The organism is Nocardiopsis listeri NBRC 13360 (genome assembly GCF_001570765.1).
In the GTDB taxonomy this organism is placed as follows: Bacteria; Actinomycetota; Actinomycetes; order Streptosporangiales; family Streptosporangiaceae; genus Nocardiopsis; species Nocardiopsis listeri.
Genome location: NZ_BCSH01000006.1, coordinates 124,685 through 151,252, shown reverse-complemented (window position 1 = coordinate 151,252; position 26,568 = coordinate 124,685). Strand labels below are relative to the sequence as shown.

Here is a 26,568-nt window from a genome sequence, read left to right as displayed (position 1 = left end):
CCCGGTGGACTCACGCCCTGGCGCGACCTCGTTCGATGCGGTGGGTCGAGCACGTCTCGATGATGTGGAACGGCGATCCCCAGAGGCTCAAAGAACCGACAAGGCGCGGACGACCTCCACCAAGAGCACGACCAACACGCCCGCCAGCACCGCTCCGCAGGCACGGAAGGCGGAAGAACCGCGTCGGACCACGGCGATCGCGGACACCGTATAGGCGGTCCACGCCCCCGCCGCGGGTCCGAGTAGCAACAGGGCCACGGCGCCCTCACGCGCGAACGACCAGGTCCACACCAGGCACACGGCACCGATCAGCCAGGCGGGAACGTCGCGCCCCGAAGACCCGCCCGGGTCGGCCTTCCCTGAAGGTCCCGGGGCCAAGGCTCGGGAGGCGATCCCGGCGGCCGCCCTGATATTGGTGGCGCAGTACGAGGTCAACAGGACCACGACCAGGACCGCGAGGAGGATCCGTACTCCCGCCGGAGTCACGTCGCCCGACCACAGGCCGACCGCACCCCGGTAGACACCCGCGAGCCCCAGGTAGACGATCGCCACGAGCGCCGTGCCGAGGAGGACACCTCCGGCGGCCCGCCGGGGACCGATCCGTGCCGTGGGCACACTCGACGTGACCGACTCCCAGCCGACACCTGCGAAGAAAAGCGCTGCCAGCGCCAGCCAGAACGCGGCGGGGAACGATACGTCGGGGGCGAGCGCGTCCGGCGCCGCCGCGGCCGGCCAAGCGCCGGCCGCGCAGACCAGGGCCACCAGGCCGGTCGCCCACGCGCGCATCCTCAGTGTTCCGGGGCCCGGCGGTGGGGCCACGGTGGCCAGGGCCGTCCCGACCAGTAGGACACCGCTGGCCAGGGCCGCCCCCGAGGGGCCGGGGACGGGCGGGAGCGGCGAGAGCGCGGACAGCAAGCACACCGCGGCGAACCAGGCGATCGCGGCTTGGCCGAAGGTGAACGCGACCGCGTACACGGCGTCCACCAGGCGACCGGCCCATGGCCCCAGCAGCCCGGAGAGCGCGCCCGGCAACCGGTTCGGGCGGGCCCGGGCCACCATCCCGGCCAGGAGCAAGGCCACCACCCCGCCCAAAGCGAGGTGGGCCCCCCACGCCCCCGGGGATGCTGCGCCCATGGTGCCCTCGACCACCGAGGGCATGAGGAGCATCCCGGCACCGAGCACATTCCCGGCCAGAGAGACGGCGATGCCCAGCACCGGCCGTCGGGATGTCGTCCCCCCTTTCCCGGCGCCCGCTGCCACCTCTGACGTCAACGTGCCGTGAGCGGGTAGCCGTAGTGGAACCATTCGGTCTTGCTGCCCGGGGTCGGGGCCTCGGTCAGGAATCGGTCGTATAGTGCCTGACCCGAGTAGTTGTCGGGGGCGGTCTCCCAGTTCATCGACGAGTAGCCCCGCGCGGCCGCCTCCGACGCCGCCGAGCGCATCAGCTCGGCTCCGGCACCCTTCTCCCGGCCACCGCGGTGGCTCGGCCTGACGTACAGATCGTTCAGCAGGGCCACGGTCGTGGCCCGGGTGGAGGTCCGGACCCAGTACAGGGTCACGAAGCCGACGGCCTGGTCACCGTCCCACGCAGCCAACTGGAGTCCGTGGACGTCGTCTTCCACGAGCTCACCGAAGAAGACGCGGTTCCGGTCCTCGTCGGACTCGCATTCGTAAAAGGCCTGGTACTCCGCGATCAGGGGGAGGACCTGGTCCAAGGTCGACGCGTTCACCCTTTCGATGCGGTAGGTCATGGTGCATCCTCCTTCAACGTTGCCGTTCAAAACCGGGAGAGAACACTCTCCGCGACAGTGCTCCCCACTTCCGGGGCTACTTTGACACCCGTGCCGTTCCAGGCCCGAACCGACCAGAGACGCTCGTCCTGGTGCTCTTCGACGACGTCGGACTTCTCCGTGTAGCCGTCGAAGGAGCGGATCTCTTGGATCACCTCGGCCTCCGCCACCCAGGGAAGGTGATCGACCAGGGCCTCGACCGTGGACCGTGTGTGCTCGGGATCCGGTGGCGGCTGCGGGTCCGTCGGCACCCCCCACACCAGATGCGGCCGACCGATCAAGGACCGCCCCCCGTTGAGGGGTTTGGCGTAGACGCCGGTACGCAGGTCCACGAACGTGGCGTGCGACCCCGCCCCTGCCGGGCGCCGAACGACGGCCACCTGGATCGAACGGGTCCTGACACCGTGTGCGGGCGGGAAACCACTGATCCGCTCCGTCCCCCACCCGCCGACAGCCGTCACGACCGCTCCGGCCTCGATCGTTCCCGCACTGGTCAGGAGCGACGCCCCGGCCCGGTGTCCGCGAACGCCCGACACATGCGCCCCCAGGTGCAGTGAGGCCGTGGAGCCGCAGGCGTGGCGGATCCACTCCGTGGTGACCTCCGGTGGCGAGACGTACCCCGCCCTCTCCTCGATCAAGGCCGCTCCGCCCGCCAGGCCGACGCCCATGGACTCCCGGGCGTCGGCCACCACGGACACGGACGGCCCGAAGACCCTGTTCAGCGACCGTGCCGAGTCCCGGAACACCGGAGCGGCCGCCCGGGGGCCGATCGTCACGGAACCGACCTCGACCAGGGGAGAACACCCGGTGGGCCAGCATCCAGGGTCGGCGTATCTCTCCAGGCCGGCCAAAGCGAGCCCGCCGACACCGGGGTCCGGGTCATAGGCACGCACCATGCCACCGGACAGGCGGGTGGCACCGGCGGCGACGCCCTCCGCCCGGTCCACGAAGGCGACACGCGCCCCCTGTTCGGTGAGGTGGTACCCGATCGAGGCCCCGATGATCCCGGTTCCCACCACCACGACGTCAGCGGTGGCGGGCAGGGGGACGCTTCTCATCAAGTCGTTCCGAACCGGCCGGCCGGATCCGCGCAGGAGGTACCCGGGGGAAGGAACGGCCAGGACTGCTCACGCTCGGGCCGGCCGGTGTTCCCCAACCACCACCACACGTCCTCCGCCAGCGCGGGAACCACGGGCCAGGCCAGTCCGGCGAAGACCTTGGCCGCCAGATACTCGAGGGCCAGACTCGTCCTGGCCTCCTCTTGCTGCGTGGGTACCCGGCGCTGGGCTTCCTCCGTGAACCGGAACTCGCGTGCGCGGGTGACGAAGGAGTCGAGCAGGACGACGTAGCCGCGTGAGCTGAAGGAGGCGGGGATCAGCAACCCGTCCAGTTGTTCGGTCACCGAACCCAGATACCGGTAGAACTCCCGGTGCGTGTCCGTCCACGCACCGGTTCCCGGCACCTCCGGTCCGAACTCCTCGATCAGCTCTCCGAATCCGTTCAGCCACACGGCCGCATCCTGAAGCAAGGGGTCGCCGTCCAGGTCGGCGGTCTCGTCCGTGGAGATACTGGTGACCCGGCCCTCGGGCGCCCGACGGAGAAGGGCCAGACGCACCTGGTCGCTCCCGGAGCCCTCCAGGGCGTCATCGGCCCACACCGCGTGCCCCCGGCTGGTGGAGAACTTGTCCCCGTCCAGATGGAGGAACTGGTTGGTGACGAATGAGGAGGGCAACAGGTCGGCCAGGTCCACCACGAAGGCCAACACGGGGAGCAGGATGGCGTAGTAATAGGAGTTGTCGTACCCGAGGAAGAGAGCGACGTCGGCCGGGCCATGCTCCTCGGTCTCGCTCCGGACCGCGTCCAGGTAGGTCAGGGCAAGGTCGACCCACGCATCCAGGCGCCGGCCCTCCTCGCCCACCGGCAGGCCCCAGTCACCGGTGCGCGTCAGCCGGTACGGCGCCAGACCACCCGGTGCGTCGAGCAGCCCGTCCAGGAGTGTCCTCAGGTCGGGCGGAGTGTCCGCGTCGTTCAGATACGCGCGCAGACGGTCGATGTGACTCCCCAGGTCGATCCAGGCCGAGGTCTCCTCGTGCACCGTCACCGCGCCGCCGCACGTCCGGCAGCGAGCGTCGACCAGCTCCCGGGCCTCGTTAGGACGACCACACGCCTCGCAGATCTCCCCGTTGCTGTCAGCGCCGCAGGTGAAGCACGCCCCCTCCACGAACGCCTGGTACAGGGACTGGTCGCAGCTCTGGCAGTAGGCCGATTCCTTCTTCTCCCACGTCACCGAGGGGGACTCGAGTACGCGATCGAACAGGGACCGGATGCGGGCGGCCTGTTCGCCCTCCACAGCGGAGACGGTGAAGCGGTCGACGTCGATGGCCGCCCTGGTGAGGGTGTCCTCGATCCTCTCCCGCCAGGAGGCGGCGAGTGCGGTGGCTTCGGCGCCGCCTCCGCCGGCTTTGAAGGCGACGTGCGATTGGTGGTCGTCCGTGCCGGTCAGATAGCGGGCCCGACGCCCCATGGACCGGAGCGCGCGGACGTACATGTCCGCGCGCACGTACGGGCCCGAGAGGTGTCCTAGGTGGAGACCTCCGTTGGGGGTGACGGGCGGGCAGCACACGAGAGCGTTTTCCGGAAGTTTGGCCCTGGCTTCGTTGGCCTTGAGCGCGTTGGTGGCGGAGGGGACGCTCTCCCAGAAGATGGAGACGATGTCGTACGGCTCATCAGTGTCGTTGCGGATCTCGTGGAAGCCGAACGGCGTGAGGTGGACGACGTCGCCCGCCTTCGTCCGAAGCTCCTCACCGTCCAGGACGACGACCGCCTCGCCCTTCAGGACGATGAAGACCTCGTCGTCCTGGTGGGCGTGGCGCTTGGAGACCGTGTGCGCGGGCACGCTGCCGAAGACGGACCCGAAGGGGAGTCCGGGGATGTCGGTGGCCGAGAGCATTGGTTGAAGGTGCATCTCGTACGACCAGGTCATGGATTCGCGGTCGAACGTACGTGTGATCATGGAGAAAATCCCGTCCAGTAGGGGAGGGTGCGGGCGGGGGAATGAACCGTGCCTGTCCTTACGACCGCTTCCTTCCGCTCTTGATCAGCTCGATGGGCTCGCCCTGAGCGGTGAAGGGGTCGTGGAAGGTGAAGGACGCGGGGGTCGGCCCCTCGTCATGCAGCTTTTCGAGCCGCCGGCAGGCGTCCTTCCAGGTGGGGGTCTCGTCACCGATCCACCAGATCGCGTATGAGGGCCACTCCGGCCGGACGAACCAGTCGTGTCGCTGTCGGAGGGCCGACCTGTGCAACGGTGCAGAGTAGACGAAGGAGTAGACGGACTCCAGGTCCTCCCAGACGGAGAGGGTGGAGGCCCGGCGATCGGTCTCCTCCGTGCGACCCCACACGTAGAAGCGGGGCACGTCGAACTCCCCCCAGGGCCCGTAGTCCTTACCGAAGTTGGTGTCCTGTCCTTCGTCGTCGGGGCTCGTGGCCCGGGCGACGAAACCCGGTTGACGTTCGGCCTCCTCGAACGTGGGCTCGGTCAGGTCCTCGAAGCCCTTGGTGACAGCGGAGCCGTAGGGTTCCTTCATCACCGCGAAGGTCGTGAACGCCACTCGGTGCAGGTGGGTCATGGCTGCTTTCCCATCCGGATGTTCGGGTCATTGGAGCGTTGGGTGGTGAGCCGCCCCGGGTCGAGCGGCAAAAGCCAGAAGAACAGGAACGCGACGAAGAAACCCAGGACGCCGCTGGCCAGCCACGGGAGCTGTGGATCGATCCCGTACAGGAAGACTCCGAGAGCGGGTCCGGCCGACATGCCCGCCATCTGACAGAACCCCAGGAACGCCTGGTAGCGGGTTCCGGCACCCGCTGGTGCGGCGCCGCTGGCGATGGCCGCGGACACCGGGGAGACGAGGATCTCGCCCAGAGTCCACAGGAGGACGCCGCCGATCAACACCAGCCAGCCGATCCCCAAGGCGTTCACCAGGAAACCGACGAAGACGCAGGCCGCCCCCAGCACGATCGGGATACGCACCGGAAGCCGTTGCACCCCGAGAGCGATAGGTACCTCGAACACGATGACGAGCAGGGCGTTCATCGCGAGCAGGGATCCGAACAACCCCGCGCTGAAACCGTTGTCGGTGACCGCCAAGGGCAGTGATCCGGTGTGCTGCGCGTAGACGAGTGAGGTCAGCCCGAACAGGACGCAGACCGCGGCGAACCGCGGATCGGACAGGGGGCCGGGGCCTCGCTGGACCGGTTTCCGCTTGTCCTTCCAGTTCCTGGGCTCCTTACGGGGCTGTCCCGGAAGAACGAAGAAGAGCAGCAGGGAGGAGAAAGCCGAGGCGATCGCGTTGCCGAGTAGCAAGGTGCCCATGTGCTCGGATGCCCACAGGCCGCCTAGGAAGGCCCCGCCCGCCACGCCGATGTTGAGAGCCACCCGGTAGACGGCGAACATCGACACCCTCTGTTCGGGTGGGGAGGCCTCGCCGATGATCGCCTGGGCGATCGGGCTGAACGCCTGAAGGGAGGCCCCCATCAGCCCGGCCAGAAGGATGGTTCCCGCGTAGCCCTGGACGTAGACCAGGCTGAGCGAGAGGAACGCTGACAGCCCCGTCGACAGGACGACGGTGTTCTTGGACCCGATCCACTCCGCGACGATGCCGGACACACCCGCTCCGGCCACCCCGCAGATGGCGACCACGGCCAGCCCCAGCGTGATCTCGTTGGGCCCGTAGCCCCGGCCGGCCAGGACCAGGGTCAGGAATATGGCGAAGAATCCGCCGATACGGTTCAGGAAGACGCTGAGCGTGACGGCGAGGATCGGCCGAGGGATCGACGTCAGGGTCCGGAACAGGGACGGGGAGAGGTTCGGGTCCTTTTCCGTCATGCAGTGGTCCTGAGCGGTTCTCCGTCAAGCGTGATCAGCCCGTCCGCGAGTTCGAGCCGTTCCGCGCACTCCTCGTACGAGGCACCCTCGACGATCACGTACCCGAACCTGGCCACGGTGTCCTGTGGCGGGCAGAGCAGCTCCGCCCCTGGACTCACCAGGGGAGCCGCCCGCACCAGACCGGGTACCGTGCTGGTGTCGCCGATCCGCACCTCGCGGACCCGACAGGGCTCGGTCGGAGCGAAGAAGCGGATCCCGGCGGACCCGGAACGAGTGGGGCGGATGGTCGGGGGCCGTCCGGTGATCGCGTCGACGGCGGCCAGACATGCGTCCACGCCGCTGGCCAGCCGGCCGAGGTAGGGGAGGATGTCGCCCCCCGGGCGGCCGTTGATCTCCACGATCACGGGACCCTGCGGAGTGAGCTTGACCTCGGAGTGCGTGGTGCCGTGGGTGACGCCGAGCGCGGTATGGGCGTCCTGGAGCATCGAGCGCACGGCCGCGTCCGTCAGTATCTCGTCCTCGGCGGTGACGACGTGGCCCATCTCGGTGAAGAACGGCTCGGGCCCGATCTGTTTGCGGGCGACGAAGGCCGGAGTATAGACGCCGTCGAAGACCACGCCGTCGATACTCACCTCGGGCCCGGAGAGGTACTGCTCGACAACGTAGTCGTCGGGGATGTGCACCCCGGGGTAGGCCGCCCTCGACGTGTCGTGGAACGCCCCCTCGATCTCCTCCGGAGCCTTCACCATGACGACACCTTGGCTGGAACCCAGGGTGCGCGGCTTGAGCACGACGGGAAAGCCGAACCGCTCCGCCGCGGCCAGGGCCTCCTGCCAGTTCCGGGCGGTGGTGAAGCCGGGCTGCGCGATACCGGCCTCTGTCAGGACGCTGCGGGAGATCTTCTTGTCCCGGCATGCCCGTGCGGACTCCACGGACAGCCCAGGGAAGCCGAGCTCCTCGGTGACGTGTGAGGCGGCGGCCAAGGTGCCCTCGTCCGGGCACAGCACCCCGACGATCGGGTGGAGCTCCGCGAGGCGTCGCGCCTCCTTCACCAGTGCCTGGGGGTCGTAGCAGTCCAGGGCGGTCGCCCCGACCGTGTAATCCTTCTGCCAGGTGGGTTCGTCGCTGTCGAACAGCCAGACGGGGAACCTCTCGGCGGCGGCGGCCAGCAGGGGCTCACGGTAGGGGCGGCTGTCCCTGTCCTTCTGGCTACCGATCCCGATGACCAGGAGGACACCCTCGTGTGCGACGGAGGAGTTCACTGCGCACCCCCTCGGACCAGGCCGGGCAACTCGCGCGTCACGGACTTGACGACCCCGTCGAGGATGGTCTGTGCGCGCAGGGAGAGCAGGCTGAACGAGCCGGCGTCACCGATCCCGTGCGTGTACTCGCACAGTCCGTTGAGGAACAGCGGGGGGAGATTCTCGTCGGTGCCCCTGACCGAGTAGTCGGAGTCGACCACGAGGACGCCGGCCTCGTCGAAGGAGAACCGGTCGACGAGCCCTGACAGCAGGGGTGGGTGGCTCTCCTGGTGCGGGCCGGGACCCAGGTCACGGAAGCCCGTGGCCACGACGACCAGATCGAACTCGTCGGTCTCGCTCTCCCCGGTGACGGCCTCCCGGATGTCGAGAGCGACCTTGTCGTCACTCTCCCGGAGTGCGGTGACGGCGCGACTACCGTCGACGAAGGTCCGTTGTTCCTTGTCGAGCCGCTGCTCGTGGATGAGCATGTACAGCTCGTCGAGGACGTCGCCGTCCACCGACGAATAGTTGGTCGCACGCATGTAGGTGTCCAAGCGCCGGCGCGCCTCCGGCGAGGCCTGGTTGTAGTAGGCCGTGAACTCCGGGAAGTAGCCTTCGTCGCTGAAGGGGCTGGTGTCCTTCAGACGAAGGCTGTAGGAGCGGACGAGGTTACGGACACGGGTGGTCGGGAACCGCTTGGACAGGTCCAGTGTCAGCTCCGCGGCGCTCTGGCTGCCGCCGATGACCGCGACGGACGCCGGCTCTCCATCCCTGGTCAGCTCAGCCAGTCGGGGCAGGTAGTGATTCAGGTGGAAGACCCTGCGACCGGTCGCCCCGGAGAAGGGCTCGGGGACGTAGGGCGTCCGGCCGGTGCCCAGTACGAGGGAGCGCGCCCGGTAGCGGCGCCCGGTCGAGGTCCCCACCTCGTAGAACTGTTCACCACTCTCTGAGACGACCCCGATCCGGTCGGCCTTCGTACCGTAGTCGACCAGGTGGTCGAAGTTCTGCGCGACCCAGGACACGTACTGGGCGTACTCTTTCCGCAGGGGGTAATGCGCCGGAAGGTTCAGGTGTTCGATCAAACCGCCGGTCTCGAACAGGAAATTTATGAACGAGAACCGACTCCTGGGGTTCCTCAGGGAAACGAGATCTCGAACAGGGTTATTCTGGATATCAGATCCTTCGAGCAGCATCCCTGGCTGCCACGAAGCCGCATCCCGAGATTCGATGAACCGCACAGAGATATCTGGGTTCTGCTCAGCCAGGGCCACTGACAGAGATATATTCCCAGGACCGAATCCAATGCCTATTACATCGTATACATCCACGTCCGAAGACTCTCCTTGCCTGAGGTGGGGTTTCGCTTCGTCCGGTCAGTTTTCGCAGCATCTCGATGGCCCTGCCTCCAGCCGGGCGGCCGGGGCCATCACACTGGTCCGACAACCCGGACAAGCACTAGAGGGCAAGCGCATCTCACCCTGGAGTGAGCGCGAGGATGACCCAGGAGTCGCCGCCCTGGCGGGGACATTGGGAACCGAACCCCCGAAAACCCCCGAAAGAAGCCACCACTCAGGTACCCCACGCCACAGGAACCCCACAATTACTCGACCAGCGGAGATCCTAGAATATATCCAGCGCACCCCAAGCGCATCGACCCCACTTGAAATCAAGGGTCAATCAGCCCCTTGAATCCATTAAACTCAGCCTTCCTAGCGCCCCGTTTTGACCAAAATCGAGACTAACAGCACCCTCCTGAACGCGGTCAAGTCCTTGGCCGGATCCGGCCTCGGGAGCAATGAATGAATGACCGTATAGGTGCTGGCGACCTCACGGGCCCGGCGTAGTTATCCTTTGAATGATCTTTCCTCAACGAAGATCATTTCCACTGCCGGTTAAGGACCAGAGCCGCAGGGGCGATGTCGCCGATCCCGCTCGGGCCGAGCGTGACGTGCTCCAGCGTCCGCCGGCGCTACTTGAGCTCGGCGGCGGTGCGCTCACCGAGCGCACGCACGTGCCGCAACAGCGCGTTGTACATCCGCAGGTCCACGTGCAGAGCCCCTTCGACCTGACCCGCCGAGCGCTTGATGGGGGTGTGCACGCCGATACCTGCACCCTGGCGGCGGTGATGTCGGGGGCTTGGTCGGTGAGGACGTCGATGCCTTCGTGCGGGCAGCGGTAGCCGGTGGCCTGGGAGACGCCGGCGTCGCGGCCAGGCAGTGCACGCCGCCGCGCTCACGGAACCAGCGCAGCACCCGCACCACTTGGCGGTAGGGTCCCAGCGCCCGAGAACCCTGCGGAGTGGCGATCCTTCGTCGCTGGGCGGCCAGGTGGCGGGCGAGGAACTCGCCGAGGTGGCGCGGAACGTCGATGGTGGCGGAATAGGCGACGAAGGTGAAGCCTCTGGTTGTTACGGACATGATCTTGTGGTGAGACCTGCCCTACCAGGGGCTTTACGTCTGCTCGCGCCCAGATGTCGTCTCTCCGGTCAGCCGGGGACCGCGCGGGATCACCGTCGCGGCGGTGCGATCCGCATGGGAAGGGACGGTGCACAGGTCCCACGACTGGACTCCACGTGGGAAAGAGGACAGGGCGACAGATCGGCGGAACGACCCGTCGCCCTGTCGATGGGGTCGAGCGGTGGGAGTCCTACTTGGTCGAAGCGACCTCGTCGACGTGCAGGTCGATGCCCTGGAGGTCCTTCCTCACCAGGGAGACCGCCACGAAGGAGATCACGGACAGGACCACGATGTAGACGCCGATGGTCCAGGAGGCACCGAAGTTGGTCAGCAGCAGTTCGGCGATCATCGCGGCGAAGGCACCGCCCAGGATGGCGCCGAGCGCGTAGCCGATGGAAACACCCGAGTAGCGCACCTCCGCGGGGAACATCTCGGCGTACAGCGCGGACTGGGGTCCATAGCTCAGCCCGAAGGTCAGTGTGAAGACGAAGACGCCGAGGAAGTACATGTAGATGTTCCCGGTGTCGACCATGAACCACATCGGGATGGCCCAGACGGCGAGTAGGACGTAGCCGATCTGGAAGGTGCGCACACGGCCGATCTTGTCGCAGATCCAACCCCCGTACAGGGTGGAGATCAGCCAGCCGAAGGACGCCAGGGTGGTCGCGAGCAGGACCGGACCGCGTTCCATGCCCAGACCGAACTCCTCGACCGGACGCGAGGCGTAGGTCGCGAGGAAGGCGATGACCAGGTAGCCGGCGGCGTTGTTGGCGACGAAGATCAGCGCGGAAAGGACGACCTCGCGGGTGTGCTCACGGAACAACCGACCCAGTGGGGCGGAGGACTTGGCCCGGCGCTCCTGCATGAGCTCGAAGACCGGGGACTCCTCGACCGTCTTGCGAATGAGGTGGCCGATGATGATCAGCACGAAGGACAGCAGGAACGGGATGCGCCAGCCCCATTCGAGGAAGGCGTCGGCGCCGATGATCGCGGTGATCAGCCAGACCACGAAGGTCGCCAGGATCATGCCGCACGGCACGCCGATCTGCGGGTAGGCGCCGAAGTACCCCCGCTTGCTCACCGGTGCGTGTTCCACCGACATCAGGGCGGCACCGCCCCACTCGCCACCGGCGGAGAAGCCCTGGAGCACGCGCATGAGGATCAGCATGATGGGCGCGGCCATACCGATCTGGGCGTAGGTCGGCAGCAGGCCGATGGCGCAGGTGGCCAACCCCATCAGGATGAGAGTGGCGACCAGGATCTTCTTGCGTCCGAAGCGGTCGCCGAGGTGCCCGGCGACGATCGCGCCGAGCGGTCGGAAGAGGAACGAGATGCCGATGGTGGCGAAGGACAGCACCTGGGCGACGGCGGGGCTGCTCTCGGACAGGGGCGCCAGGAAGAGCGGGGCGAGTACGAGGCCCGCCGCCTGGGCGTAGATGAAGAAGTCGTACCACTCGATGGTGGTGCCGACCATCGTCCCCGCGAGGACCTTTCGCCTCTCCTTCTGGTCGAGTGGCCGGGGGCCGGGGGTCGCGGCGTCGGAAGTCGCCATCAATGCTCCGTATTTCTCAGCCGGCCGTGGCCGGATTCGCTGGCGGGGCCACGACGCACACTCCGCTCCGGACGCGACGGGTGTCACGACACAGGGGTATTTGGTCGGCATGCGTCTGAGCCCTAGGACACCATGGCATGTGAGGCGGAACACTTTCTAGGCCGGGGTCCAAATATTCGCAGTTGGGGGCATGTGGCCTGACCGAACGGTCGGTGGGGAACCACCGTTGTTCAGGCACTTCGAACACCCCGCGACCACGGGGTGACGGTGCAAGGTCGACAAATCCGCACGGCGACAGGTCCACATACCGAGATCCCGTACCGGTAGTACGATCGGGCACCCCTCACACCCCCGACCAGATTCGAGGCCGCATGGTCATCCACGACTGGGGATACCTGGACGAGTACCGGAACGAACGCGAGGAGCTCCTGGCCGCCGTGGACCGGGCGTTCTCGTCGGGAAGGCTGATCCTGGGGAAGGGGGTCTCCTCGTTCGAGGAGGAGTTCGCCGCCCACCACGGAGTGGACCACTGCGTGGGCGTGGACAACGGGACGAACGCGATCGTCCTGGCGTTGCGCGCCCTGGGCGTGGGCGAGGGCGACGAGGTCGTCACGGTCGCCAACACCGCCGCGCAGACGGTCGTGGCCATCGACGCGGTGGGCGCGGTACCGGTCTTCGCCGACGTGGACCCCCGGACCCACCTCATCGACACGGACCACGTGGCGTCACTGATCGGGGAGCGCACCCGCTGCCTGCTCCCGGTGCACCTGTACGGCCAGTGTGTCGACATGACGACACTCCTTCCCCTGGCACGACGGCACGGTCTGGCCGTGATCGAGGACTGCGCACAGTCACACGGTGCCCGTCACCAGGGACGGCTCGCCGGCACGATGGGCGACGCCGGGGCCTTCTCCTTCTACCCGACCAAGGTCCTGGGCGCCTACGGTGACGCCGGCGCCGTCCTGAGCGGAACGCCCGGGGTGGCCGAGTCCCTTCGGGTCCTTCGTTACTGCGGCATGCGCGAACGCTTCCACGTCGAAGAACTACCGGGCTACAACAGCAGGTTGGACGAGGTTCAGGCGGAGATCCTGCGGGTCAAGCTGCCGCGCCTGAACACCTACGTCGACCGACGTCGTGAGCTGGCCGCCCGCTATGACCGGGCGTTCGCCGGAACGGGCCTGTCCCTGCCCGTCACGGCCGATGGAAACGAGCACGTGTACTACCTGTACGTGGTGCGGCACCCACGACGTGACGCCCTCGCCGCCGAGCTGGAGCGCCGCGGGGTACGGACGACGGTGCACTATCCCCGCCCGGTCCACCTGATGTCGGGGTTCGCGCACCTGGGGTACGCGCCGGGTTCCCTCCCCGTGACGGAGGCCGTAGCGGAGGAGGTCCTCTCACTTCCCCTGTACCCCTCCCTCAAGGACTCCGACCAGGAGCGGATCATCACCGCTGTGCACGAATCCCTTGACGCGGTGTGACATCCTCGCGCGGCTGTCATCCGGTTTCCGTGACAGCGCGGTACTTACCCGTGTGAGAACCGCACTGTGACAGTGAAGGCATGTCCACACCACCGCTCACCGAACTCGCAGTCGAAGTCGACGGACTCTGTTACTCCTACGGTTCGTTCCAGGCCGTCAAGGACGTCTCCCTGCGCGCCGGTCGAGGCGAGGTGTTCGCCCTGTTGGGTACCAACGGCGCCGGGAAGACCACCTCGCTGGAGCTGATCCAGGGCTATCGGAGGCCGGACGGGGGCCACATTCGCGTCCTCGGCCTGGATCCCTTCCGTGACCGCCGCGACCTGCGTCGACGCACCGGCTTCATGCTCCAGGAGGCCGGTTTCCTCACGGAGATGACCGTCCGTGAGATGACGCACCTCTGGAGCTCCATCTCGGGTCGGGTCGACGACGTGGACTCGGTTCTGGAACGCGTCGAACTCTCCCACCGCGCCGAGGTCCGCCTGGACAAGCTGTCCGGTGGCGAGAAGCGACGCCTGGACATCGCACTGGCGGTGTGGGGATCACCCGAGCTGGTGGTGCTCGACGAACCCACCACCGGACTGGACCCCGAGTCCCGTCGGCGGCTCTGGTCCCTGGTCGACGAGCTGCGGTCGAACGGCTCCACCATCATCCTGACCACGCACTACCTCGAAGAGGCCGAGTCCCTGGCCGACAGCCTGGCCATCATGCACCAGGGCCGTGTCGCCGTCGCCGGGACCAAGCGCGAGGTCCTCGCCTCGTACCCGGCCACCATCACCGCCCGCGTACCCGGCGCGGAGGAGGCCCGGCTGCCCGCCCTGTCCGTCGTCCCGACCGTGGAGCGGCGCACCGACGGTTCGCAAGCCTCACTGCGGATCGAGACCTCGACGCTCCAGAGGGACCTGACCCTCCTCCTGAACTGGGCGGAGCGCGAACGGGTGACCCTGACCGACCTGCACGCCCAGGCCGCCACCCTGGAGAACCTCTTCCACGCGATCCGTGTGGGGGACGAACGACTCTCCCCCGACGAGCGGCCGAGCACCGACGCCGAGCACCGCGTCAAGGAGGATGTGACCACGTCATGACGACGAACGACACGCGCCCGGCCGCTCCGGACCGGACCACGGTGCGCTCACGCGGACGGTTCGCCCTCATGATGGCCTTCACCCTCACCGAACTACGGCTGCTGACGCGTCGCAAGGGCGTGCTCGCGGTCGCGCTGCTCCTGCCGATGATGTTGGTCGGTCTCTCCTACCTGGGACAGCGGCCGGAGGGCTCGGAGCAGTGGGGCGCCACGCTCGGCGTGTACTTCATGTACGCGCTGATGATGACGCCGTACATGAGCACGGCGACACAGCTCTCGTCACGTCGGGACACCCTGGTCTACAAGCGGCTGCGGACCACGGAGCTGGACGGCGCGGAGCTGATCGCCGCCAACCTGCTCGCGGTCGCGGCACTCGGCCTCACCCAGATGCTCCTGATGCTGGCCGTGTTCCTGGTGACCGGTGCACCCGCACCCGAGAACCTGCCGTTGGTGCTGGCCGGGGTCGTCCTGGGGCTGGTCCTCGCACCGATCCTGGGCACCTTCATCGTGTCCATCACCGGCAACCACGAGCGCGTCATGTTCACGATGATGCCGCTGCTCATCCTGGCCGTCATCGGCGCCCAGCTACTCGACCACCCGATGGAGATCGTCTCCTGGCTCTCGATCCTCGTCCCCCTCGTCCCCGCGGCGGACCTGATCGCCAAGGGTTGGGGTGGTGCGGGCGCCGGGCTCCAGACCCTGCCCCTACCGGTGTCACCGGTGGTCGCCGACATCGTCCTCCTCGTGGGGTGGACGGCGCTCGCGATCTTCGTGACGACGCGCACCTGGCGCTGGGAGCCCCGCTCCTGACCCCCTGGGGGCGGCGCCCCGAAGCCATCGGACCCACAAGGAGAAGACCATGAACTTCCTGTACGCCCTCTCCGGCCTCAAGCTCGGTACGAGCGTGGCCCAAGAGGTCCTCGTCCAGCTCATCACCATCGGTGTCGTCGGGCTCGTCATCCACCTGTTCGTCTCCGACCGGCCGTTGATCCAGATCCTGGGCATGGCGGCCATCCTGCTCTACTCCGTCGGTCGGGTGGTCGTCGTCGTCTCGACCCAACGCGCCGACCGGTCGACCTCCGACCACTGAGCGGGTCCACGCCATGAAGACTTCGGTATCCGACCTGGCCGTGCTCGGCGGAAGCCCCTCGTTCACCGATCCCCTCGTCGTGGGTCGTCCCTCGAGGGTGGATCGTCGTTCCTTCCTCCGCCGGGTGGAACGGATCCTGGACAGCGGTCGGCACAGCAACGGCGGACCCTTCGTCGAGGAACTGGAGACACGGCTCGCCGAGATCGCGGGGGTCCGTCACTGCGTCGCCATGTGCAACGCCACCACGGCGATGCAGGTGCTCGCCCGGGCGAGGGGGATCCGAGGCGAAGTGGTCATGCCGTCCATGACCTTCGTCGCCACGGCGCACGCGATGCGCTGGGTCGGTCTGGCCCCCGTCTTCTGCGACGTGGACCCCCTGACCGGACAGATCGACCCGCGCCGGGCCCGCGCGGCGATCACCCCGCGGACCGGGGCGATCGTCGGCGTCCACCTTTGGGGGCGCCCCTGCCCGGCCCCCGAGCTGGAGGACCTGGCCGCCGAACACGGGCTCGACCTGTACCTGGACGCCGCCCACGCCATCGGCTGCGCCCTGGACGGGCGTCCCGTCGGGAGCTTCGGTGACGCCGAGGTGTTCAGCCTGCACGCGACCAAGGTCGTCGGCGGCTTCGAGGGCGGCGCCCTGGTGACCGACGACGAGGAGACCGCCGAACGGGTCCGGTCCCTGCGGGCCTTCGGGGAGGGAACCAGGAACGAGTACGGCGGCACCAACGCCAAGATGAGCGAGGTGTCCGCCGCGATGGCGCTGACCTCGCTGGAGGCCCTTCCCGACACGGTGTCCCACAATCGGCGCAACCACGCCTTGTACGTGGAGCTCCTGGAGCGATCTCCCGGGATCTCGGTGGAGCGCTTCGACCCCGCCCAACGACCCAACCACCAGTACGTGATCGTTCGCGTGGATCCGGCGGAGACCGGCATGGACCGTGACACCCTCCACAGGGTGCTCCTCGCGGAGAACGTGATCACGCGGCCCTACTTCTCACCGGCCTGTCACCAGACGGAGCCCTACACCTGCCGCCCCACCCCGTTTCCCCTGCCCCGTACCGAACGGCTGGCCGCGACCGTCCTGGCCCTGCCCACGGGCACGGGCACATCGACCACGGACGTCGAGACCGTGTGCGACATCGTCCGTCTCGCGGCCTCACACGGCGACCGGGTGGTTCGCGCTCTCCAGGCCGGCCCAGCACAGGAGACCCGACATGACGATCTCGAGCACGGATCCGGTAGCGATCTGTTCTCTGCCCGACAGTGACCCCCGTTCCGCCGTCGAAGCCCTGCGCCACCGCGCCCCGTTCACCGACGTCGACGCCGCCCACCTGGTCGAACTCGCACGTGTCTTCGGCAACGCGCCCTTCACCACGTTGGAGGACGCCAGGCTCGGGCTCGGGGTGGACCGAACCGCCTTCGCCCGTCTGATCGCACGCTTTCGCGAGGTCCCCGAACTCCGCGCGGCCGTGGTGGCCGGGCCCGCCGGCCAGTACTGGACCAAGACGATCCTGCCCCTGGAACGTCGCGGCGTCCTGGACTCGGTGGTGGAGAACCGGGTGGTGCCGCCGGCCAGTGTGGGTCTCTACCCGGGCCCCACCTGCATGTTCCGCTGCCACTTCTGCGTACGGGTGACCGGTGCCCGCTATGCGGCGTCCGAACTGGCCCCCGGCAACGAACGCCTCGCCGCGGTCGTCGAGGGCATGCCCACCGACGACCCCGACGCCCTCTACGTGTCCGGTGGTCTGGAACCGCTGACCAACCCCGGGCTCGGGGACCTGGTGTCCCGGGCCGCCGCTCGTGGGCTGCGCGTCACCATGTACAGCAACGCCTTCGCCCTGACCGACGCGACCCTGAATCGACAGCCCGGCCTGTGGGACCTGGGAGCCGTCCGTGTCTCCCTCTACGGGTTGGACGATCAGGAGTACGAGGACACCACCGGCAAGGCCAACGCCTTCACCCGGGTACGGGACAACCTGCGACGCTTCCAGGCCCTGCGCTCCGAGCGTGGCTCCGGCGTCAGGCTGGGGCTGAACTACCTGATCCTGCCGGGACGGGCCGACCGTCTCCCCGCGCTGGTCGACTACATCGCCGACCTCGACGGCGCGTCCCCCGACCGTCCCGTGGACTTCCTGACCCTGCGGCAGGACTACAGCGGACGCGACGACGGCATGCTCCCGGAGGACGAACGTTCGCGTCTACAGGAGGAACTGCACCGGTTCGCCGACCTGGCCGCGGAGCGCACCCCCGACCTGAACATCGACTACGGCTACGCGTTGCACGGCCTGATGTCGGGTGTGGACGCGGTGCTGCCGCGCATCACGCCCGAGACGATGCGGCCCACCGCCCACCTCCAGGCCGCCGCGCAGGTCGACATCCGCGGCGACGTCTACCTCTACCGGGAGGCGGGCTTCCCAGACCTGGCCGGTGCCGACCGTTACGTCGCCGGGCGGGTCGCGGAGGGGTTCGGCCTGGTCGACGTCGTCTCCGACTTCGTCACCTCCGGGCGGCGGGTGGACCCCCGCCCCGGCGACGAGTACTTCATGGACGGCTACGACCAGGTCGTGACCGCGCGCCTGAACCAGATCGAATCCGACCTCGCCGCCGGGTGGGGTGCCGACCGGGGTTTCCTGCGCTGAGCGCCCCCACAGAGGAAGGAGCCGGCGATGGACCGGCGGGAACTACACGAACGGGTCAGCGCGCTGGCCTTGGAGGTCAAGGACATGGTGGTGGGCGGTCCGGGTTGGGAGCCCGACGGCACCACGTCCGTCCGCCTGGACTTCATGGACGCCTTCACCCTCTTCCAGTTCGGCGTCTACCTGGAGGAGGAGTTCGACGTACTCCTGGTCGAAGAGGTGTCCCGGATGACGGACCACACCACGGAGAAGGTCACCGAGACCGTGGCCCGCGCCCTCACGGAACAGACCTGAGCGCCCCGGCGCCTTCCACCCCCGACGAGAGGATGAACCGTTGCGCACCCTGTTCGTGACCTATCCGGAGGACAGCAACGTCAAGGGGATGGTCTCCCTGGCCTGGGCCCTGGGCGCGGCGGGCCACGACGTCGCCGTCGCCGGCCACCCGGAGTCGGCGGAGTTCGTCCGTCGGGCCGGACTGACCGCGGTCCCCCTCGGACGTGACCACGTCATGTGGCCCTACATGCGACGACGCCCCCACCTGGCCGCCGCGGACCGCTCGACGGCGAGCCCCTTCTACACCAGGGGCGACGGCCCCGACAGCGAGTTGACCTGGGACCACTTGCGGGAGCACTTCGGGGCCCTGGTGGACTGGGAATATCGGATGATCAACGACCCCCTGCTCAAGGAGCTGGTCGGTTTCTGTCGGCGATGGCGGCCGGACCTGGTGATCTGGGAGTCCACCACCGTGGCGGGCGCGATCGCCGCCGAGGCGTGCGGCGCCGCCCACGGTCGGATGACCTGGGCGATGGACTTCAAGGGTCGCTACCGGGAGCGATACGTCGCCCTGAAGGAGGAGCGCCCGGAGGACGACCGGGCGGACCACTTCCAGGAGTGGGTCACTCGACAGGCCGCCCGCTTCGGCGTGGGGTTCCGGGAGGAGCTGACGACCGGAGAGTTCACCATCGACCAACTCCCGGAGTCGTTCCGGCTGCCCACCTCGCGCGCGGTCCTGCCCATGAGGTTCGTGCCCTACAACGGGGCCGCCGAACTCCCGCGCTGGATCCTGGAACCCTCCGAGCGTCCGCGCGTGTGCCTCACCCTCGGTGCCACGTTCGCGGATCGGGTGGGGGCACCGCTGGCGAACGCGCAGGAACTCCTTTCCGCCTTGGACGGCCTGGACGCCGAGGTGATCGCCACCTTCGGCAAGGAGCGGCGAGCCGGGCTGATCGACCGGGTTCCGGAGAACGTGCGCCTGGTGGACTTCGTCCCCTTCCACGCGGTGTTCCCGCACTGCGCCGCGGTCGTACATCACGGCGGCATCGGGGTCTTCTCCACCGCGATGGTCAACGGCGTCCCCCAGGTCGTGCTTCCCGAGGTCTACGACACCCCGGCTCGGGCACGCCGGTTGGAGGACCGGGGCGCGGGGCTGGTCGTGCCCGGGGGCGAGGACCTGGGGTCTCGGATCCGCGATGCCCTGGAACGCGTCCTCTCCGAACCGGCCTTCGCCAAGGGCGCGGCCGACCTACGGGTCGAGGCCGAGACCATGCCCCTGCCCGGTGAACTGGTCCCGCTCTTGCAGGAGCACGTCCACGCGCACCGGTCCAGGGACACGATGGCGGGTCGATGACGGACACGTCGTCGCCGGCGGGGAGGGTTCCCGGCCGGCGACGACGTGCCGGATTCCCCGGAAGGGGTCAGTCCGGGGCGGTGCCCACCAGCAGCCCTCGCCCCGAGGGGCCGCCTTCCACGAACTCCACCTTCAGCCCGGCGGTTCGGAAGGCCTCCTCGTACTCCCGCCTGGTGAAGAGCGCGATCCTGTGGACGTCGACGAAGTGCCTGACCTCGATCCCGGCGTCGGCGACCACGAAGTGCACCTCCATGACCGTGTCCCCGCCGTCGCGTATCGAGTGCGAGACGCGAGAGACGGTACGTCGCCCCTCCTCCACCACGTGCGCGGAGACGTATCCCTCGATGAACGACTCGGGGAACCACCACGGTTCGACCACGAGGACGCCTCCGGGCTCCAGGTGCCGGGCCAGGCAGGACAGGGCCGATCCCAGCTCGGTGGTGTCCCGCATGTAGCCGATGGAGCTGAACATGCAGGTCACCAGGGAGAAGGTGGTGGCGAGCGAGAAGTGGCGCATGTCCCCGGTGTGCAGGCGGGCCGCGGGGACCCTGCGCCGGGCCAGGTCGATCATCTCCTCCGACAGCTCGACCCCCTCGACCCGTTCCACCAGGCCGGCGAAGTGTTCCAGGTGCGCGCCGGTGCCACAGGCCACGTCGAGCAGGGAGGAGGGTCGGACACCGCGCCGCTCGGCCAGGTCCATGACCTGGGCGGCCTCGGCCGCGTAGTCCTTGCCCCTGCCTCGGTAGACCAGGTCGTAGACCTCGGCGTGATCAGCGGTGTACATGTGGGCGGACCTCCTGCGCCGGTAGGGGTCGGTGGAGACGTTCGGGCTCCCATCGGCCGCGGTTCTCCCGGTACCACTCGACCGTTCGGTTCAGGCCGTCGACGAAGTCGTGCCGGGGCGCGTAGCCGAGTTCGTCCCTGGCCTTCGACCAGTCCACCGAGTAGCGGACGTCGTGTCCGGGGCGGTCACCGACCCGGTCCACGCGGTCCCATCCGGCACCGCAGACCTTCAGGATCAGGTCGGTGAGTTCGTTGTTGGTCAGCTCCGTGCCACCGCCGACGTTGTAGACGTTCCCGGAGGATCCCTTGGTCCTGACCAGTTCCAGCGCCCGTACGTGGTCCTCCACGTGCAACCAGTCCCGTACCTGGGTGCCGTCGCCGTAGAGCGGTGGCCTCCCACCGTCCAGGAGTCGTCCGACGAACAACGGGATGACCTTCTCCGGGTACTGGCGAGGGCCGTAGTTGTTGGAACAGCGGGTCACCCGAACGTCCAGGCCGTGGCTGACGGCGTAGGAGAGCGCCACGAGGTCTCCGGCGGCCTTGGCCGCGGAGTAGGGCGAGCTGGGCCTGAGTGGATCCGATTCGATACTGGACCCGGTGGGGACGGGCCCGTAGACCTCGTCCGTGGACACGTGCACGAAGGGGCCCCTGCCGTGCCGGAGGGCGGCGTCGAGCAGGGTCTGGGTGCCCAGCACGTTGGTGCGTACGAACGCCCCACCATCGATGAGGGAGCGGTCCACGTGGGATTCGGCGGCCAGGTGCACGATGTGATCGGTCCTGGCGACGAGGGAGTCGACCAGGGCCTCGTCGCAGACGTCGCCGTGGACGAACGTCAGACGGGGGTCGCCGGCGACGGACGCCAGGTTCGCGAGGTCACCGGCGTAGGTGAGTTTGTCGAGCACGGTCACCGAGGCCACGGGGGGACCGTCGGGACCGAGCAGCGCGGTGACGTAGTGGGAGCCGATGAAGCCGGCTCCTCCGGTCACGAGAACATGCGGGAACAACCGTCGGACACCACCTTGTCGTCGTCGTGCGGCCAACGGGAGCGGGGCCGGACAAGTACTTCGTTTCTAACACGCACCCGGCGGGGCCGATAAGGGATTCCTGTCACAAGAACGAGTTACCGCACACTCCGTGACGACCGTTCACACTTACTCGATCAACGGTGATTCAAAGATCATTGGCAAGAGTTCTTCATTGCGCGGTTCCAGGCATTCTCCGGCTCCGCGGGTTCGAGCCGATCCGGAACCAGAAATGGAGTTTCCGGTTCCGTGTCCACGAAGAGCCACCTTCTCTTCCATCCGTCATCGAAGACGCCTCGACCATGGGCCTGGGAAAAAGGCCCCCGGCACGCTCGCCTCTCGCCCCTCGTGTCGTACCGCGCGCGCGATCGGGACACGCGCCGGCTCCGGCGGGACGGCGGTCGGGACGACCGGCAAGGGCTTTCCGAACCTGCTACCCCCGAGCACCCAGGCCCCGATGATCACCGTCGGCGATGAGGTCGATTTCGAGAGATCCCCGCGATCCACTCATGTTCACCCGGAAAACCTCAGGGGAAACGAGTTCTTGGTTCTCGGCGGAGAACTCGACGAGAGTGGGACCTGGACCCACCGACACAACCGACGGTAGATCGAATACACACAGCAGCGAGATGATCACAGAAGCCACGATCGCGTCATCGGAGACCGGACCGGAAACACCGGAAGGCACGCCGGTCGCCGCTCGCGTGGACCCATGAATCGACCCACGGGGTTAAAACACAAGGGCCCGGGAAAGGCATGGAAAACCTGAAACAACCGAAGGAGAAAGGGCCTTTTATCGAAGTTTTCCGTGATGAGAAAACATGGACACAAGGAAACGAGAACAGCCCGAACGACCATCACCGCATTATCGCCGGCCACCCCTATGACGCACCCACCGCCACGGACACCGAGGCGCACATGAGGGAACATATAGCTGTCACAAACGATATCAACGGAAAACAGTTCCCCCTTGCTCGGAATAGAATACACGAAACGCCTCCGGGTTAAAAATAATCCGCTCGAACCCGCCCGATCAGGCGAGGCAGATTCGGTCGTAATTTTTACATAACCGCAGCTCAAAGCCGCACACAAGGCTCCGGGAAGCCGATCCGACCCCGCGCCCGCACATCGAACAGCGTGGAAACAATATTCGAATGAGAGAACCCCGAACCGACTGTCACAACGTTGTCATATTAACGGATCCTTAAGACACCGTGATCCTGGCCGACAAGGAGGTCCCACGAGCGAAACGGTTGAATATTTCCACCCATTCTGGTTATGTTCGGCCCTGCTGGATTTCGAGATTCCGTGGCCCTGCCCACGTACCACGGAGACGCTCCCCCGCTCAGGGGCTTCGAGCCCCGGGCCCGCGCACGTCGGACTCGTGGGGTGGCTCTCCGGTCAAGGCCCGCATCCGTACCGGAGGAGGCATGGTGTCCCAGACCCCGATCGGATCCACCGCCACGGACCCGGTATCCCTGACCACGACGATCAGGATCGAGGCGCTGCTCGACCGTCTGGGCCGTGACCGGCCGGGTGACGTCCGGGTCTTCCACCCGGCCCGCATCGGTGTCTGTGTCGCGATGCGGACCACGCCGCACCGCCTGATCACGTCGGGGGCCCGCGTCCGTATCGTCAGCGACCGCCGCAACCTGGAGGACGCGGAACTGCGCGCCGCCCTGCGCCAGATGCAGTCCTCGGGGGCCCACGTACGAGTGGCCCGTTCGGTGCCCCACTACCTGACCCTCATCGACCAGCGGATCGCGGCGATCGCGCCCAAGGCCGAAAGCGCATCGGACAAGGCGGTCACCCACCGCAGCCCGACGATGATCTCGGGGATGCGCGCCCTGTTCGACCTGACCTGGCGAACGGCCGACACCCTGGACGACGGTTCCCCCGACACCGACCCGGACGTGGACTCTCCACGGACGGACCCCGTCACCTGCGAGATCATCCGTCTCCTCAGCGAGGGAGTGGGGGACGAAGAGGCCGCCGCCGAGCTGGGCATGTCACTGCGGACCTTCCGCCGACACGTGGCCGGCATCAAGGACATGGTCAAGGCCCGCAGCCGCTTCCAAACAGCCGTCAGACTCGCCCGGAGGGGTTTGCTGTGAAGGTCTCCACGGGCTCGACCCGTCCCCCCCAATCCCTGGAGCGACCACTGCGGGACGCTCGCCCCCTCGCCTTCCACCCCCGTGTCACCCGGCTGGAGCACGAGGGCCGGCACCTCGTCGTCAAGAAGGCGCGGGGATCCGCCTCCGGGTCCGAGGACCTGGCCCGCGAACTCCGGGCCAACCTGATCGCCTCCTCGGCACGGACCCCCGACGACGACCCGCTGTGCTCCGCCCCGCTCTGGTACGACGACGCCCGTCTCGTCTTCGACGCGGATCCGGGCGACATGACGCTCCAGGACGCGCTCACCGCCTCGTGGGACACCGGGCACGCCCGCCGCTGTGGCGCGCTGATCGCCACGACCCACACCCTCGATCCGCACGACCTGCCCACGGCCCGACCGGAACGACCCCGGCTCTTCCCCCTGACCGCCGAAGAGTACGCCACCACCTCGGACCAGAGCATCGCGATGCTGCGCCTGCTGGAGGAGCACCCCGAGGCGAGACGGGCCCTGGAGTCCGTGCAACGGCCCGCCGCTGAAGCGACGGTCCTCGTCCACGGGGACCTCAAGCCCGACAACGTCCTGCTCGGGCCCGGCGACTCCGGCCGGCCGCACCTCATCGACTGGGAACTGGCCGGACGGGGAGACCCTCACGAGGACCTGGCCGCGTTCCTGGCCGGGGTCCTGGCGTCCTCCCTCAACGAGCACATCCGGCGTTCGCGCGCGGACCGACCTGAGGAGATCGCCCGGGCCCTGAACACGAGCGCGGCGGCGTCCTTCCGGTACTTCGCGCTCCTGATGGAGGGGTACCGATCGGTCCGCGACATGGAACCCGACCTCGACCACCTGCTGCCGCTCATGGGTTCGCGCCTTCTCTGCCGCGCGCAGTCGCTCGCGACCCTGAGCAGTCAGGTCGGCGCCGTCCCGACCGTTCTGCTGCTGGCGACCACCGGCATGCTCACCGACGTCGCCACGTCCGCGGAACGGCTCCGAACCGTCCTCACCGAAGGAGCCCGGACATGAGCACCACCCCCCTGATCCCGGCCACCCGTTCGATCCCGGACGCGGTCGTGCACGAGTGGTGCGCCCGCGTGACCCGGGCCCTCGTTCCCGAGGACGGGGGCCGCCGTTGGGTCCGGACCGCGACGGGGGAGGTGAGCGAGGAGCGCGGTCTTCCGGGTCAGGTCCGTCGACTGCGCGGCTGGATCTACCGCGACGTCCACCTGTCCGGTGGGTCCGAGACCGAGGACCACGGGACCGACCACGCCGCCGTGGGACTGCTCACCGAACTCGCCACCGGCACCTGGCCCTCCGGCGGCTGGCGGGTCCGGGTCGAGGAGGGGCTCGAGGTGGAGGCCGTCCGACGGGGCGTCCGCCTACGCCTGCCCTCCGACCGGGTTCGCGGGGCCGCCGACGGTACGGCCACCCTCATGTTGCCCCGGGCCCGCCCCGGCGCCCTGTTCGGTTGGTTCGCCTACACGGGGCCCCGAGGCCCGGCCGATCGACCCGACGCCCGCCTGTACCTGCACCTGTCCTCCCTGTCCGAGCGCGCCGTCCTGGCCCGCGTGCTGACCTTCCTGGAGGAACTGGACGTGCCCTGGCAGGCGAAGGCGGCGATCCGTGGGCCGAAACGCCCCCGTCCCGACTCGTTCGTCGTCTATCTGGACGCGGCCGCGACCGAGCACGCCGTGGCCGGGCTCCTGGAACATCGGGTCCCCGACGTCCTGGACGACACGGTCCCGGGGTTCTCCCTGCGAGTGGCCCGGGGTGCGGCTCTGGCCGTGCACCCGCCGGGGTTGCGCGCGGGCAGTTTCGGGGCCGGCGTCGCCGACCTCTTCTCCCGTTTCCTCGCGGAACACGGAACCGACGACCTCGCCGACCGCATGCTCGACGCCCTCAACGGCGTCCCCGAGGAGGTGCCCGCGCCATGACGGCGACGCCCGCCGCCACCCGCCGTGTCGAAGCCAACGGTGACTCCTGGGACTGGTACCTGCCCTCCTCAGGTGCTTTCCCCGCCCGGAAGCGGCCTCCGGTCTCCCTCCCCGCCCGGGAGATCGGAGGCTCCGTGGCCTTCGTCCCACCCTCGCCCTCCGACGACGGTTACGAGGTCTACCGTTCGGTTCGGGGACACCTGACCGTCGCCGACGTCCTGCGGGCACCCGTCGCTCTGCCGGCCGAAGCGGAGCGGGGGCTGCCCCGCCTGGTCCACCTGGCCGTGAAGGGCTGTTCCTCGGAAGGTGACGGCGGAACCGACCCCTCGCCTCCTCTGTGGGAGGAGGCGCACCGATTCCTGGAGGGATGCGCGGACCTGGGGATCGAGGAGGCGTCCAGGGTGCGCGCCCTGTTGGGTCGCCTCCCCCCGGATCCGGTCTTCCTCCGGCACTCGTCGCAGCGCACGCTGGGGTTGGGGCGCCTCGTTCTCGGTGCCCGTCCCTCGACCGGGGCACCCCGTTTCGACGCGGCCACGGCCCTGGTGCCGTCGTCCCCGGTCCCCCTGGTGTTGAACCTCAGCCGGACACTCGCCGAGATCCAGCTGACCGCCCGTCTCTTCGCGGCCGCCGGCAAGTCGAGCGCCCCCTCCCTGTCCCGTGTGGCCGCCTCTTACGGTGCCCTCGCCGTCGAGGGCGCCCAGCCGAACGCGGCGACGTTGCGCGCGGGCACCGCCGTGCTGGTGGTGGACCACGCCCGCCGGTTGGCCTCCGTCAAGGGGATCGACCCGCCCACCGTCGCCCTGGAACTGTCCGTCGCCGCGACGCTGCTGGACCGGGCGGACAACGCGCCCCAGGCCTGAACCCCACTCGAAGGAGAACG

General features: G+C 68.3%; 24 protein-coding genes. 12 read left to right on the top strand and 12 right to left on the bottom strand.

Annotated features, from left to right (window positions below):
* Positions 1-87: 87 nt before the first annotated feature.
* From NLI01S_RS25520 to NLI01S_RS02385, 10 genes are all read right to left on the bottom strand, one after another.
* Entirely contained in the window at positions 88-1,215 is a 1,128-nt protein-coding gene (locus NLI01S_RS25520) for an amino acid:polyamine antiporter (protein ID WP_157090919.1), read from the bottom strand.
* 53 nt (positions 1,216-1,268) lie between these two features.
* Positions 1,269-1,751, bottom strand: a complete 483-nt coding sequence (locus NLI01S_RS02420; RefSeq protein ID WP_067598374.1) for a GNAT family N-acetyltransferase — start codon at positions 1,749-1,751, stop codon at positions 1,269-1,271.
* Positions 1,752-1,777: 26 nt separating this feature from the next.
* On the bottom strand, positions 1,778-2,848 hold the full coding sequence (locus NLI01S_RS02415) for an NAD(P)/FAD-dependent oxidoreductase (RefSeq protein WP_084392249.1): 1,071 nt from the start codon (positions 2,846-2,848) through the stop codon (positions 1,778-1,780).
* Entirely contained in the window at positions 2,848-4,803 is a 1,956-nt protein-coding gene (locus tag NLI01S_RS02410) for a class I tRNA ligase family protein (protein WP_067598371.1), read from the bottom strand. Before NLI01S_RS02410 ends, NLI01S_RS02415 begins: the two co-directional genes overlap by 1 nt.
* Before the next feature lie 58 nt (positions 4,804-4,861).
* Positions 4,862-5,416 (bottom strand): DUF3291 domain-containing protein, encoded by a 555-nt coding sequence (locus NLI01S_RS02405; RefSeq protein ID WP_223809074.1) that lies wholly within the window; start codon positions 5,414-5,416, stop codon positions 4,862-4,864.
* Entirely contained in the window at positions 5,413-6,672 is a 1,260-nt protein-coding gene (locus NLI01S_RS02400; RefSeq protein ID WP_067598368.1) for an MFS transporter, read from the bottom strand. Before NLI01S_RS02400 ends, NLI01S_RS02405 begins: the two co-directional genes overlap by 4 nt.
* Complete coding sequence (locus NLI01S_RS02395) at positions 6,669-7,934, bottom strand: ATP-grasp domain-containing protein (RefSeq protein ID WP_067598365.1); 1,266 nt, start codon at positions 7,932-7,934, stop codon at positions 6,669-6,671. Before NLI01S_RS02395 ends, NLI01S_RS02400 begins: the two co-directional genes overlap by 4 nt.
* The gene (locus NLI01S_RS02390) at positions 7,931-9,241 is read right to left on the bottom strand and encodes a lysine N(6)-hydroxylase/L-ornithine N(5)-oxygenase family protein (RefSeq protein WP_067598362.1); all 1,311 of its coding nucleotides are present in this window, start codon (positions 9,239-9,241) and stop codon (positions 7,931-7,933) included. Before NLI01S_RS02390 ends, NLI01S_RS02395 begins: the two co-directional genes overlap by 4 nt.
* Positions 9,242-9,882: 641 nt before the next feature.
* On the bottom strand, positions 9,883-10,011 hold the full coding sequence (locus NLI01S_RS26705; protein ID WP_371850598.1) for a hypothetical protein: 129 nt from the start codon (positions 10,009-10,011) through the stop codon (positions 9,883-9,885).
* A 548-nt stretch (positions 10,012-10,559) separates the two neighbouring features.
* Positions 10,560-11,921, bottom strand: a complete 1,362-nt coding sequence (locus tag NLI01S_RS02385; protein WP_067598359.1) for an MFS transporter — start codon at positions 11,919-11,921, stop codon at positions 10,560-10,562.
* 371 nt (positions 11,922-12,292) lie between these two features.
* Here NLI01S_RS02385 and NLI01S_RS02380 point away from each other — a divergent pair, with 371 nt between their 5' ends.
* The 8 genes from NLI01S_RS02380 to NLI01S_RS02345 all read left to right on the top strand — a co-directional run bounded on the left by NLI01S_RS02380 (position 12,293) and on the right by NLI01S_RS02345 (position 19,839).
* Positions 12,293-13,402: a DegT/DnrJ/EryC1/StrS family aminotransferase gene (locus NLI01S_RS02380; protein ID WP_067598356.1), complete on the top strand. Its 1,110-nt coding sequence runs from the start codon at positions 12,293-12,295 to the stop codon at positions 13,400-13,402.
* A gap of 80 nt (positions 13,403-13,482) precedes the next feature.
* Positions 13,483-14,484, top strand: a complete 1,002-nt coding sequence (locus NLI01S_RS02375; RefSeq protein ID WP_067598353.1) for an ABC transporter ATP-binding protein — start codon at positions 13,483-13,485, stop codon at positions 14,482-14,484.
* The gene (locus tag NLI01S_RS02370) at positions 14,481-15,293 is read left to right on the top strand and encodes an ABC transporter permease (RefSeq protein WP_067598350.1); all 813 of its coding nucleotides are present in this window, start codon (positions 14,481-14,483) and stop codon (positions 15,291-15,293) included. Before NLI01S_RS02375 ends, NLI01S_RS02370 begins: the two co-directional genes overlap by 4 nt.
* 49 nt (positions 15,294-15,342) lie before the next feature.
* On the top strand, positions 15,343-15,573 hold the full coding sequence (locus NLI01S_RS02365) for a hypothetical protein (protein WP_067598347.1): 231 nt from the start codon (positions 15,343-15,345) through the stop codon (positions 15,571-15,573).
* A 13-nt stretch (positions 15,574-15,586) separates the two neighbouring features.
* Positions 15,587-16,843, top strand: a complete 1,257-nt coding sequence (locus NLI01S_RS02360; protein ID WP_067598344.1) for an aminotransferase class I/II-fold pyridoxal phosphate-dependent enzyme — start codon at positions 15,587-15,589, stop codon at positions 16,841-16,843.
* On the top strand, positions 16,791-18,215 hold the full coding sequence (gene desII / locus NLI01S_RS02355; protein WP_067598342.1) for a dTDP-4-amino-4,6-dideoxy-D-glucose ammonia-lyase: 1,425 nt from the start codon (positions 16,791-16,793) through the stop codon (positions 18,213-18,215). The genes NLI01S_RS02360 and desII overlap by 53 nt, the downstream gene beginning before the upstream one ends.
* A gap of 27 nt (positions 18,216-18,242) precedes the next feature.
* Positions 18,243-18,506 carry a hypothetical protein gene (locus NLI01S_RS02350; protein WP_067598338.1) on the top strand — a complete coding sequence of 88 codons (264 nt, stop codon included), beginning with the start codon at positions 18,243-18,245 and terminating at the stop codon, positions 18,504-18,506.
* 40 nt (positions 18,507-18,546) lie between these two features.
* A complete protein-coding gene (locus NLI01S_RS02345; RefSeq protein ID WP_067598335.1) occupies positions 18,547-19,839 on the top strand; it encodes an activator-dependent family glycosyltransferase in 1,293 nt (430 codons plus the stop codon).
* Positions 19,840-19,906: 67 nt separating this feature from the next.
* Here NLI01S_RS02345 and NLI01S_RS02340 read toward each other — a convergent pair whose 3' ends face one another.
* On the bottom strand, positions 19,907-20,623 hold the full coding sequence (locus NLI01S_RS02340) for a class I SAM-dependent DNA methyltransferase (RefSeq protein WP_067598332.1): 717 nt from the start codon (positions 20,621-20,623) through the stop codon (positions 19,907-19,909).
* Positions 20,610-21,608 (bottom strand): dTDP-glucose 4,6-dehydratase, encoded by a 999-nt coding sequence (gene rfbB / locus NLI01S_RS02335; protein WP_223809073.1) that lies wholly within the window; start codon positions 21,606-21,608, stop codon positions 20,610-20,612. Before rfbB ends, NLI01S_RS02340 begins: the two co-directional genes overlap by 14 nt.
* Before the next feature lie 1,469 nt (positions 21,609-23,077).
* Between rfbB and NLI01S_RS25910 the strand changes: the two genes are divergently transcribed.
* Genes NLI01S_RS25910 through NLI01S_RS02315 form a run of 4 tightly spaced genes read left to right on the top strand, consistent with a single transcriptional unit; the run spans position 23,078 to position 26,548 of the window.
* Positions 23,078-23,758 carry a hypothetical protein gene (locus tag NLI01S_RS25910; protein WP_190318335.1) on the top strand — a complete coding sequence of 227 codons (681 nt, stop codon included), beginning with the start codon at positions 23,078-23,080 and terminating at the stop codon, positions 23,756-23,758.
* Complete coding sequence (locus NLI01S_RS02325; protein ID WP_067598323.1) at positions 23,755-24,780, top strand: phosphotransferase; 1,026 nt, start codon at positions 23,755-23,757, stop codon at positions 24,778-24,780. Before NLI01S_RS25910 ends, NLI01S_RS02325 begins: the two co-directional genes overlap by 4 nt.
* A complete protein-coding gene (locus tag NLI01S_RS02320) occupies positions 24,777-25,688 on the top strand; it encodes a T3SS effector HopA1 family protein (RefSeq protein ID WP_067598320.1) in 912 nt (303 codons plus the stop codon). Before NLI01S_RS02325 ends, NLI01S_RS02320 begins: the two co-directional genes overlap by 4 nt.
* A complete protein-coding gene (locus tag NLI01S_RS02315) occupies positions 25,685-26,548 on the top strand; it encodes a hypothetical protein (protein ID WP_067598317.1) in 864 nt (287 codons plus the stop codon). Before NLI01S_RS02320 ends, NLI01S_RS02315 begins: the two co-directional genes overlap by 4 nt.
* Positions 26,549-26,568 lie beyond the last annotated feature (20 nt).